This is a genomic window from Pseudomonas sp. MT92 (assembly GCF_058792515.1).
Genome location: NZ_JBXAFA010000011.1, coordinates 84450 through 96280 on the forward strand (window position 1 = coordinate 84450; position 11831 = coordinate 96280).

Here is an 11831-nt window from a genome sequence, read left to right on the forward strand (position 1 = left end):
ACCGTCAGTGAGGTCGAACGCCAGGCCGGGCAAGTAGAAAACGTCTCGGCGCAAAGCAACCATGCCGTGGCCGGGCAACGGAGCCAGATCGAACAAGTCGCCACGGCAATGAACCAGATGTCGGCCACGGCCCTCGAGGTCGCGCGCAGCGCCGCCGCGGCGGTCAGTAGCGCCCACAGTGTCAACGACGAAACCATCAGCGGGCGTGGGCTGGTCGAGTCCCAGCAAGGCAGCATCGCGGCACTGGCCAGCGAAATAGATCAGTCGGTGCTGGTGATCAATCAACTGGCCAGTGACAGCCAGTCCATCAGTCGCGTGCTGGAGGTGATCAAGAGCATCGCCGAACAAACCAACCTGCTGGCGCTCAATGCCGCCATCGAAGCGGCGCGGGCCGGCGAGCAGGGGCGTGGATTCGCGGTGGTGGCGGACGAGGTCCGGACACTGGCCAAGCGAACCCAGCAATCGACCGAAGAAATCGAACAGATGATCACCAGGCTCCACAGTGGGGTCGGCGCTGCCGTGAAGGCGATGGGTGTGAGTCATGAGATGGCCAATGGCACGGTAGGGCAGTCGGAAAAGGTCCAGCAGGCGCTGGAAAACATCCTCGGTGCCGTCGGTATGATCGTCGACCAGAACCAGCAGATCGCCGCAGCCGTGGAACAGCAAACGGCGGTGGCCCACGATATCGACCAGAACATTGTCGAAATCAATCGTGCCGGTGAACGGACTGCTGAAGGTGCGCACCAGACCGAGGATGCCAGTCGCGTGTTGTCGGCTCAGGTGGTGGAACTCAAACAGCTGATTAGCGCATTCCGGGTCTAGATAGCAGCAGTCCGCCAGCTGTATAAACGCTTGCTTGCGATGATGGCGTGATGGCCGACGTTGATGCCGTCGGGCATCCCGCGTTCGCAAACAGGCTCCGTTTCAAAGGTCCTGTGTGTCGCTGAAAATTTTGTAATACCTTTCTCAAATTTCGTAAGAACCTTGCTGTTTTTCTCCATGTTCCTGTATTTCAACTTCAATGAACGGAGATTCATTTCAGTGCCCACACGGAGGAGGCCTTTCTATGCCTGTTGCAACCCTTGGAATCCAGGGACGCTGCGCCCATTGCCAGCGAACATCGCTGCTTGAGTCCTGGCAGATCAACGCCATTGCAATCAACGAAGCGTTCAGATGCACACATTGCCGAAAAGCCTTGGAACTGAACGACCCGAAACAAATCAAGCGCTTCAAGTCGCTGGATTCCCTGGCCATGCTGAAGGCGAGCCTGCTGGTGATGATTTGCACCGCTTTACTGGTGGCGCTGGTGCTGGAGTGGCTTGGCATGATCAGCGTTCTGGAACAGCTCAATTTCTCGCTGCTGGCGATTTTCGTCTACTTCATCGCCATGCGCTTTGCCCGTCAGCGTCAGCACATGACATTGATTCTTGAGGCCGCCAAGGCTCACGCCGACTGATTACCAGTTGAACAACTCACAGGCATTGGCCGTGCTGACCGCCGCCAATCGCTCGGGGCTGATCGCCATGATGCCGGCCAGTGCCGCGCAAATGGCGGGCAAGTGGGCCGGGCTGTTGCGTTGACCGGGGTACATGGCGGGTGCCATGTCCGGTGAGTCGGTTTCCAGGACCACTGATTCTAGCGGCAGCTCGGCGAGGACACGGTGCATGCGCAGCGCTTGGGGCCAGGTCGCGGCGCCGCCCAGGCCGAGTTTGTAACCGAGCTTGATGTATTCGCGCGCCTCTTCCTTGCTGCCGGCGAAGGCGTGGATGATGCCCGCGCGTGGCAGGCGAAACCGCTTGAGCGTGGCAATGACCGCCGCATGACTGCGTCGCACATGGATCAGTGCCGGCAGATTGAAATCCGCGGCCAGTTGCAGTTGTGCGTCGAACAACGCTTGCTGGCGTTCGCGGTCGAGGGTTTCGATGAAGTAATCCAGGCCAATCTCGCCCACTGCGCACAACTGTCGGTGACCGGCCAGACGGGTCAGCCACTCACCGAGTTCGCGTAAATCATCGGGCTGATGATCGTCCAGATACACGGGATGCAGGCCGAACGCGGCATGCAGGTCGGGATCGCTTAGCACCAGATCCCAGACGCGCTGCCAATTGCCCTGATATACCCCCAGCACCACCATCCGTCGCACCCCGAGGGCGCGGCTTTCGAGCAGCAGCGCCTGACGATCCTTGTCGAAATCGGGAAAGTCCAGATGGGTGTGGCTGTCGATCAGCTCCACGTTTCAGTCCTGGCGGATACGCTGCTTGAAGGTGCGCGGGATGGCCTGCACGCCGGGTTGGTAATCGGACTGCTCGATGGCGGCCAGGGCCAGTGCGAGGGCCTTGTCGGCAATCAGCTGATGTTGCTGGGCCATGGCATTGACCGGCAGAGGCAGGAAATCCAACAACTGAGTGTCGCCGAAAGTGCCGAGGCGCAACGGGCGGTTTTTCAGCGGGAAGTCGTGCAAGGCATCGAACACGCCCTGCAACAGCACATAGGACGTGGTCACCAGCGCTTCGGGTAAATGCCCTACACGCTGGAGTAATTCTTCCATCAGTTGTTTGCCGCATTCGCGGCTGAAGGATTCGCCCTGTTCGACCAGCACCTCGCCGTCGAAACCTATCAAGGCCTCTTTGAAACCGGCGGTACGTTCCTGGCTGATGCTCAGTTCCGGGCGGGCACCGATCAAGGCGATTTGCTTGGGCAACGGGTCCAGCAGGCTGCGGGTCAATTGCAGGCTGGCTTCGCGGTCGTCGCTGATCACCGAGCAGAAGTGTTCAGGCTCCATGACACGGTCGATCGCGATGATAGGAATCCCCTTGGCTTGCAATTGGCGATAGCTGTCATCGCCCGGTGGCAGGCAACTGGCAACGATCAGGGCATCGCAGCGGCGGGCGCGGAACAGCTTCAGCAATTGGCGCTCGCTGTCTGGTGCGTCGTCGGAACTGGCGATCAGCAGCTGATAGCCGCGAGCGCGTGCGCCTTGTTCCAGCAGTTTGGCGATTCGCGCGTAACTGGGGTTTTCCAGATCCGGCAAAATGAACCCCAGGGTACGGGTGTGCCGACTGCGCAGACCGGCGGCCTGGGGATTGGGCGTGAAGCCATGTTGCTCGACGACTGCGCGTACACGTTCGACGGTAGCGCTACTGATGCGTTGCTGTTCGGCCTTGCCATTGATGACGTAGCTGGCGGTGGTAACGGACACACCGGCCAACTGGGCAATATCACTGAGTTTCAACCCGGGATTTCCTTGTTTTTTCGAGCTTGCCTCGACAATTTTGCCAATCCTAACCGATTCACGCAGGCGATCCCGCCTTCACGCAGCCGACAAGTTGGACTTCAAGGATGGGCCATTATCGAGTAACGTGCCAATCAATCTAGATTAAACGATTCAGCAAGCGTATTTTCTACGTTATGGGCGCCTTTGGCCGGTTCTGCCACGAAACCGCTGAAGACTGTCGCAGGACAAGCGCCTAAGCTGAATCAATCAAAACAATACCTGGTGCCAACAGGTGCCAAAAGGAGAAAGCATGCTCGAGCTCACCATAGAGCAGATATCCATGGGCCAGTCGGCTTTGGATAAGTCCGCAGCCTTGCAGTTGCTGGCCCGGCATCTGGTTACCGATGGTCTGGTTGCCGAGGGTTATCTCGCTGGCCTTCAGGCGCGTGAAGCCCAGGGCTCGACCTTTCTCGGTCAAGGTATCGCCATCCCCCACGGCACCCCGGAAACCCGCGATCAGGTATTCACCACGGGTGTGCGCCTGATGCAGTTTCCCGATGGCGTTGACTGGGGCGACGGGCAGATCGTCTACCTGGCCATTGGCATCGCCGCCAAGTCCGATGAACACCTGCGCCTGCTACAACTACTGACCCGCGCCCTCGGCGAGACCGATCTGGGCCAGGCCCTGCGCCGCGCCAGTTCCGCCGAGGCCCTGCTGAAACTGCTGCAAGGTGCGCCGCAAGAATTGGCGCTGGATGCGCAAATGATCGGCCTGGGTGTGGCAGCCGAAGATTTTGAAGAGCTGGTCTGGCGCGGTGCGCGTTTGTTGCGTCAGGCCGACTGCGTCAGCAACGGTTTCTCCGCCGTGTTGCAACAGGTCGAAGCACTGCCACTGGGCGATGGCCTGTGGTGGCTGCACAGTGAGCAAACAGTCAAGCGCCCCGGTCTGGCGTTCGTGACCCCGGACAAACCGCTGCGTTACCTCGGTCAGCCGCTGAACGGGTTGTTTTGCCTGGCCAGCCTGGGTGAGGCCCATCAAGCGTTGCTGGAACGACTGTGCGCATTATTGATTGAAGGTCGCGGCCATGAATTGGGCCGTGCCACCAGCTGCCGCGCGGTGCTTGAAGTGCTCGGCGGTGAACTGCCGGCGGACTGGCCGAGTACGCGGATCGCGCTGGCCAATGCCCACGGTTTGCATGCACGGCCGGCGAAAATCCTCGCGCAACTGGCAAAGAGTTTTGAAGGTGAAATTCGCATCCGCATCGTCGATGGTCAGGACAGCGCGGTGTCGGTCAAGAGCCTCAGCAAGCTGCTCAGCCTCGGCGCCCGTCGTGGTCAGGTGCTGGAAATCATCGCCGAGCCGAGCATCGCCGCCGATGCGCTGCCTGCGTTGTTGGCTGCCATCGAAGAAGGCCTCGGTGAAGAAATCGAGCCGCTGCCGCCCGTCAGCCAGCCGCGTGAAGAAATTGTCGAGGCGGCCCAGGTACTGCTCGCCCCGGCGTCCGGTAGCGTGATTCAGGCCATCGCCGCCGCGCCGGGAATCGCCATCGGCCCGGCGCATATTCAAGTGCTGCAAGCCATCGAGTACCCGCTGCGCGGTGAGTCCGCCGCCATCGAACGCGATCGGCTCAAGCAGGCGCTGGCGGATGTGCGGCGCGACATCGGTGGTTTGATCGAACGCAGCAAGGCCAAGGCCATTCGCGAGATTTTCGTCACCCACCAGGAGATGCTCGACGACCCGGAATTGACCGATGAAGTCGACACCCGTCTCAAACAGGGCGAAAGCGCCGAAGCGGCGTGGATGTCGGTGGTCGAAGCGGCGGCCCGGCAACAGGAAGCGCTGCAGGACGCCTTGCTTGCCGAACGCGCTGCCGATTTGCGCGATATCGGTCGTCGGGTGTTGTCGACGCTCTGCGGGATCGAAACCCCGAGCGAACCCGAGCAACCGTACATTCTGGTGATGGACGAAGTCGGTCCATCCGACGTCGCGCGTCTGGACCCCACTCGCGTGGCCGGCATCCTCACCGCCCGCGGCGGCGCGACTGCCCACAGTGCGATCGTGGCCCGAGCGCTCGGTATTCCGGCGTTGGTCGGTGCCGGTCCGGCCGTGTTGCTGCTGGCGCCGGGCACGCCGTTACTGATCGATGGCCAACGCGGTCGCCTGCACGTGGATGCCGATGCCGCAACGCTGCAACGGGCCACTGAAGAACGCGACACCCGTGAACAACGATTGAAGGTGGCCGCTGAACAGCGCCATCAACCCGCCTTGACCCGCGACGGCCATGCGGTCGAAGTGTTCGCCAACATCGGTGAAAGCGCTGGCGTGACCGGTGCGGTGGAGCAGGGGGCCGAAGGCATTGGCCTGTTGCGTACCGAACTGATTTTCATGGCGCACTCGCAAGCACCGGACGAGGCGACCCAGGAAGTCGAATACCGGCGTGTCCTCGATGGCCTGGCGGGTCGACCCCTGGTGGTGCGTACCCTGGATGTCGGCGGCGACAAACCGCTGCCCTATTGGCCGATCGCCAAGGAAGAAAACCCGTTCCTCGGTGTTCGTGGCATTCGCCTGACCCTGCAACGGCCACACATCATGGAGGCGCAGTTACGCGCCTTGCTGCGAGCAGCCGACAACCGTCCGCTGCGGATCATGTTCCCGATGGTCGGCAGCGTCGATGAGTGGCGCCAGGCCCGGGACATGACCGAACGCCTGCGTCTGGAAATCCCGGTCGCGGACCTGCAACTGGGGATCATGATCGAAGTGCCGTCGGCGGCATTGCTGGCGCCGGTGTTGGCCAAAGAGGTGGACTTCTTCAGCGTCGGCACCAACGACCTGACCCAATACACCCTGGCCATCGACCGTGGTCATCCGACCTTGTCGGCCCAGGCCGATGGCCTGCATCCGGCGGTATTGCAACTGATCGACATCACCGTGCGCGCCGCCCATGCCCATGGCAAGTGGGTCGGTGTCTGCGGTGAACTGGCGGCCGACCCGCTGGCGGTGCCGGTGCTGGTGGGGCTCGGAGTGGACGAGTTGAGCGTGTCGGGGCGCAGCATTCCCGAGGTCAAGGCGCGAATCCGTGAACTCAGCCTGAGCCAGACCCAAACCCTTGCCCAAGCGGCGCTCGCCGTGGGCAGCGCCAACGAAGTGCGCGCATTAGTGGAGGCCCTGTAATGGCCAGGATCTTAACCTTGACCCTCAACCCGGCGCTGGACCTCACCGTCCAGTTGCCGCGCCTGGAACCGGGTCAGGTCAATCGCAGTGACGTCATGCACACCCATGCCGCCGGCAAAGGGTTGAACGTGGCGCAGGTATTGGCGGACCTCGGGCACCAACTGACGGTCAGCGGATTTCTCGGTGAAGACAATCTGCAAGCGTTCGAAACCCTGTTCGCCAAACGGAATTTTGTCGATGGGTTTATCCGCGTGCCGGGGGAGACCCGCAGCAATATCAAACTGGCGGAAAGCGATGGTCGCATCACCGACATCAATGGCCCGGGGCCGCAGGTCAGCGCAACGGCCCAGCAGGCGTTGCTTGATCGTCTTGACCGGATCGCTCCGGGGCATGACGCCGTCGTCGTCGCCGGCAGCCTGCCTCAGGGCGTGAGTCCGCAATGGTTGCAGGCGTTGATCCTGCGCTTGAAAGAACTCGGTCTGAAGGTCGCGCTCGACACCAGCGGCGACGCCTTGCGGGCCGGGCTCAAGGCCGGTCCATGGCTGATCAAGCCGAACACAGAAGAGCTGGCTGAAGTGCTGGGTTGCGAGGTGGTATCTGTCACCGCGCAGGCCGCAGCGGCGAATCGTTTGCACGCGCAGGGTGTCGAGCATGTGGTGATTTCCCACGGCGCCGATGGCGTGAACTGGTTCAGCGTCGGTTCGGCGCTGCACGCCACACCACCTAAAGTCAGCGTCGCCAGTACGGTGGGCGCGGGCGACTCGTTGCTGGCGGGGATGCTCCACGGCCTGGTCAGCGCCGACCTGCCTGAGCAGACCTTGCGCCGCGCCACGGCAATTGCCGCGATGGCCGTCACGCAGATCGGTTTCGGTATCAGCGACGCGGCGCAACTGGCGCAGCTCGAACAGGGTGTGCGCGTACGTCCCCTGACAGAACAATAAGAGGGTTGGTCATGAAATTAGCCATTGTTACTGCCTGCCCGAACGGCATGGTCACCAGTGTGCTGTGCGCTCGTCTGCTGGATGCAGCGGCCCAGCGTCAGGGCTGGAGCACCAGTGTCGAAGTGAACGACGCGGCGCATCCTGAACGGCAATTGTCGGCGGCGACGATCGAGGCCGCCGAGTGGGTACTGCTGGTGACCAGCGCCCCGGTGGACATGTCGCGATTCGTCGGCAAGCGGGTGTTCCACAGTACTCCGGCGCAAGCCCTGCAGGACGTCGAGGCGGTGTTGCGCCGTGGCGCCGAAGAGGCCCGGTTGTACGTCGCACCTGAAACCGTCGCAGCACCGGTTGCAGTGAGCAAAAACGCACCGCGCCTGGTCGCGATCACGGCATGCCCGACCGGCGTCGCCCACACGTTCATGGCCGCCGAAGCCTTGCAGCAAGCGGCCAAGCGCCTGGGTTACGACCTGCAAGTGGAAACCCAGGGTTCTGTTGGCGCGCGCAACCCGCTGAGTGCGCAAGCCATCGCCGAGGCCGACGTGGTACTGCTGGCTTGCGATATCGAAGTTGCCACCGAGCGTTTCGCCGGCAAGAAAATCTATCGCTGCGGCACCGGCATTGCCCTCAAACAGGCCGAAGCCACGCTGAACAAAGCGCTGGCCGAAGGCACGCAGGAAAGCACCGCCAGCGGCGCCAATGGCCCGGTCAAGGCAGAGAAGACCGGCATCTACAAACACCTGCTGACCGGCGTGTCGTTCATGTTGCCGATGGTGGTGGCGGGCGGTCTGATGATTGCCCTGTCGTTCGTGTTTGGCATCACCGCGTTCAAGGAACCCGGCACCTTGGCGGCGGCTTTGATGCAGATCGGCGGCGAGACCGCGTTCAAGCTGATGGTGCCGTTGCTGGCGGGTTATATCGCTTACTCCATCGCCGACCGTCCGGGTCTGGCGCCGGGGATGATCGGCGGGTTGCTGGCGAGCTCCCTCGGTGCCGGTTTTATTGGCGGGATCATTGCCGGTTTCCTCGCCGGCTACGCCGCCCAGGCGATCAATCGTTATGCGCGTTTGCCGCAAAGCCTTGAAGCGCTCAAGCCGATCCTGATCATCCCGTTGCTGGCCAGTCTGTTCACGGGCCTGGTGATGATCTACGTGGTCGGCAAACCCGTGGCCGGGATGCTCGAAGGGCTCACGCATTTCCTCGACAGCATGGGCACCACCAATGCGATCCTGCTGGGCGTGTTGCTGGGCGGAATGATGTGCGTCGATCTTGGCGGGCCGATCAACAAGGCGGCCTATGCGTTCTCGGTCGGGCTGCTGGCCTCGCAGAGTTATGCACCGATGGCTGCGACCATGGCGGCCGGCATGGTGCCGCCGATTGGCCTGGGCATTGCCACGTTCATCGCCCGGCGCAAGTTTGCCCAGACCGAGCGCGAGGCGGGTAAAGCGGCGCTGGTGCTGGGATTGTGCTTCATCTCCGAAGGGGCGATTCCGTTCGCTGCCAAGGACCCGTTGCGGGTGATTCCGGCGAGCATCGCCGGTGGTGCGCTGACCGGCGCGTTGTCGATGTACTTCGGCTGCAAGCTGATGGCGCCCCACGGTGGATTGTTCGTGCTGGCCATCCCGAATGCGATCAACCATGCGTTGCTGTATTTGCTGGCGATCGTGGCGGGGAGTTTGTTGACGGCGGTGGTGTATGCGCTGGTCAAGCGGCCTGAGGTGACGGAGTTGGCGATCGAGCCCGTCAGCGCCTGATCCCCACCCTGTAGGAGCGAGCCTGCTCGCGATGGTGGTCAACGATAACGCGGGGAATCTGATAGCCCGCGGTGTCTTTGAGTTCATCGCGAGCAGGCTCGCTCCTACAGGGGGTTTGTGCCGCGTCAGTAAACGTCGCGGCGGTAGCGGTCCTGTTCGATCAGGCGTTCCACTTCGGCAGCGCCGAGCACATCGATGAGCACGTTATCGACTCCCGAAGCCATGCCCTGCAAGCTGCCGCAGATATAAATCACTGCACCATCCGCCAGCCACTTCTTCAGCTCGGCGGCTGATTCGCGCAGGCGATCCTGTACGTAGATTTTCTCTACCTGATCCCGCGAGAACGCCAGGTCCAGGCGCTGCAGATCACCCGAAATCAACCACTCTTCCAACTCGTCGCGACACAGATAGTCGTGTTCCCGATTGCGCTCGCCGAACAGCAGCCAGTGACGTTGTTGGCCGTCGGCAATCCGCGCTTTGAGCAGGCTGCGCAGCCCGGCCAGCCCGGTGCCGTTGCCCAGCAGGATCATGGGCACGGGGTCTGACGGCAGATGGAAACCACTGTTGCGGCGCACACGCAGGCTGATGGTGCTGCCCACCGGCGCGTGTTCGGTCAACCAGCCGGAGCCGACGCCCAGGCTGCCATCGGGGTGCAGTTCCTGGCGAACGATCAGCTCCAGTACGCCATCGGCGGCAATCGAGGCAATGGAGTATTCGCGCAGGGCCAAAGGCACCAGCGCATCCACCAGCGCCTGGGCATGCAAACCGACCAGATGCGCACGATTCGCCGGCAGTTGGCGGCTGGCGAGGGCTTGCTCCAGCGGCTGCGACCGGCCATCGAATTCAATCGTGGCGCGACCGTCAATCCCCATGCCGTCGAGGAAATGCTCGATCGCCCAGGAGCCATTGCGCGGTAACACTTCCACCAGATCGCCTGCCAGCCAACTGCTGGTGGTGGGCGGTTTGAGGCCCAGCAAGTACACGGGCGAGCCGCTGCTGTCCGGGTTGAGCAACTCGCGACGAACCAGCGGCCAGTTGTCATAGCTCGGCGCTTGCCAGGTATCGACCGGTGCTTGTCCGGTCAGCAGCCCCAGTTGTTGCTGCCAGTGACGCAAGGCGTAAGGGTCGCCGCTGTCGACTTCCACCGGGGCGAACAGGGTCTTGCCGCCGTGTTCGCCCAGCCAGGTGTGCAGGCGCCGGGCGAAGCCGCAGAAGTGCTGATACTGTCGGTCGCCGAGACCGAGCACCGCGTAGTTCAAGCTCTCCAGGCTCGACGCTCGCCCCAGCACCTTGCGTTCAAAACCACGGGCGCTGTCCGGTGCCTGGCCGTCGCCGAAGGTGCTGACCACGAACAGCGCGTTGTTCGAACTCCGCAGGTCCTGCTCGCTGACCGTCGCCAGCGGTAGCACTTTCACTGGCAGGCCGGCCGCTTGTAATTGGCCGGCCGTCTGCCAGGCCAGTTGCTCGGCAAAGCCACTTTGGCTGGCGAAACTGATCAGCCACGCCGGGGCCTCGCCACCGGGTTGGGCGAGGTCTTTACGGGCGTCTTTGATCTGGCGTTTTTTGCGGCGACGATCGAGGTACAACAGCCAGCCCGTGACGAAAAACAGCGGCATGCTCAGGGCGGTGATTGTCAGGATGATCCGCCCGACGATGCCGAAGTAGCTACCGACGTGCAGCGCATAGAGGCTGGTCAGCAATTGCGCCTTGAAGCTTTTGTCGCTGTAGCGCTCGTGCCGTTTGATTTCGCCGGTGACCGGATCGAGGGTGATCTGGTTCAGCGCGCGGTCATGGGGTGAGTTTTTCAACAGGTAGAACACGGTCGCCGGTTGCCCGGCGACGGGCGGCATGCGCGTGTTATAGAAGCTCAGGTCGGGACCGGCAGCGCTATAGATACTCAGCCACATGGCCGAATAATCGGCCGTCGGCGCCGGACCGCCGGGCGCCGGGCCACGACCACCGCGAACGCGCTCGTTCTGCGGCGAATCGGAGAGCAAACGGGTCAGGCCCTTGTTGTACCACTCGTAGGACCAGGACAACCCGGTCAAGGCGGCCAGGAGGTAAAACACCAGGCACCAGGTGCCGGCGACCGAGTGCAGGTCCCAGTTGAAGCTGCGACCTTTTTTCTTCCAGTCGAGGGTCAGCCAGGCGCGCCAGCTTTTCCATTGGCGGGGCCAGCGCAAGTACAGGCCGGAGAGGCAGAAGAACACCAGGATCAACGTACAGGCCCCGGTGATTTGCCGACCGGTATCGCCCATGGCGAGGAAACGGTGCAATTGCAGCATCAGGCCGAAGAAGTCCTGGCCAGTGGCGTCGCCCAGCAGCTCGGCGGTGTAAGGATCGAAGTAACGCATCGGTCCGCGACGTTGGCCCGGTGGCGGTGTGAAGAACACTTTCGCGGCAATGCCGCTGTCGATGTCGACCGAGAGCCCCGCCACTTTGTTACCCGTGGCCGCTTCGATTTTCTCCACCAGTTCGGCGGGCGGCAGCACCCCGGCGACCTGCTTATGGACCTGCAAGACCGATGGGTTCAGCGCATACAGGATTTCATCCTGAAACGATACCGTCGCCCCGGTGATGCCCATCAGGGCCAGGACGAGTCCGGCGCTGATGCCAAAAAACCAGTGCAACTGGAACAGGGTTTTCTTCAACACGTCGCTCGCCTTGTTCGTTCAAAAGTCATCACGGCGCGCATTATGCCGTGGGTTGTCGAGAAGCATTCTTTTTTACACGCAAAAGCCCCGTTCATCTGG

At 62.2% G+C, this 11831-nt stretch carries 8 protein-coding genes; 5 read left to right on the forward strand and 3 right to left on the reverse strand.

All coding sequences use genetic code 11. The features are described 5' to 3' along the window. Positions 1-117: 117 nt before the first annotated feature. Both AC1Q6D_RS20570 and AC1Q6D_RS20575 read left to right on the forward strand, forming a co-directional pair. Positions 118-822, forward strand: a complete 705-nt coding sequence (locus AC1Q6D_RS20570) for a methyl-accepting chemotaxis protein (RefSeq protein ID WP_404943281.1) — start codon at positions 118-120, stop codon at positions 820-822. Positions 823-1066: 244 nt separating this feature from the next. Beyond that, entirely contained in the window at positions 1067-1456 is a 390-nt protein-coding gene (locus AC1Q6D_RS20575; protein ID WP_103404024.1) for a hypothetical protein, read from the forward strand. On the opposite strand, the gene AC1Q6D_RS20580 is transcribed toward AC1Q6D_RS20575, so the two are convergent. Together AC1Q6D_RS20580 and cra are read right to left on the reverse strand one after the other, a co-directional pair. Beyond that, positions 1457-2233, reverse strand: a complete 777-nt coding sequence (locus AC1Q6D_RS20580) for a TatD family hydrolase (RefSeq protein ID WP_103404023.1) — start codon at positions 2231-2233, stop codon at positions 1457-1459. Between the two features lie 3 nt (positions 2234-2236). Continuing rightward, positions 2237-3232, reverse strand: a complete 996-nt coding sequence (gene cra, locus AC1Q6D_RS20585; protein ID WP_103404022.1) for a catabolite repressor/activator — start codon at positions 3230-3232, stop codon at positions 2237-2239. 292 nt (positions 3233-3524) lie between these two features. Here cra and ptsP point away from each other — a divergent pair, with 292 nt between their 5' ends. From ptsP to AC1Q6D_RS20600, 3 genes are read left to right on the forward strand one after another with little or no spacing between them, the layout of a single operon-like run. Continuing rightward, a complete protein-coding gene (gene ptsP / locus AC1Q6D_RS20590) occupies positions 3525-6386 on the forward strand; it encodes a phosphoenolpyruvate--protein phosphotransferase (protein WP_103404021.1) in 2862 nt (953 codons plus the stop codon). Next, on the forward strand, positions 6386-7327 hold the full coding sequence (pfkB, locus tag AC1Q6D_RS20595; protein ID WP_047537557.1) for a 1-phosphofructokinase: 942 nt from the start codon (positions 6386-6388) through the stop codon (positions 7325-7327). Before ptsP ends, pfkB begins: the two co-directional genes overlap by 1 nt. Before the next feature lie 11 nt (positions 7328-7338). Then, complete coding sequence (locus AC1Q6D_RS20600) at positions 7339-9078, forward strand: PTS fructose-like transporter subunit IIB (RefSeq protein WP_103404020.1); 1740 nt, start codon at positions 7339-7341, stop codon at positions 9076-9078. Positions 9079-9203: 125 nt separating this feature from the next. On the opposite strand, the gene AC1Q6D_RS20605 is transcribed toward AC1Q6D_RS20600, so the two are convergent. Further along, entirely contained in the window at positions 9204-11732 is a 2529-nt protein-coding gene (locus AC1Q6D_RS20605; RefSeq protein ID WP_103404019.1) for a PepSY domain-containing protein, read from the reverse strand. Between the last annotated feature and the right edge of the window lie 99 nt (positions 11733-11831).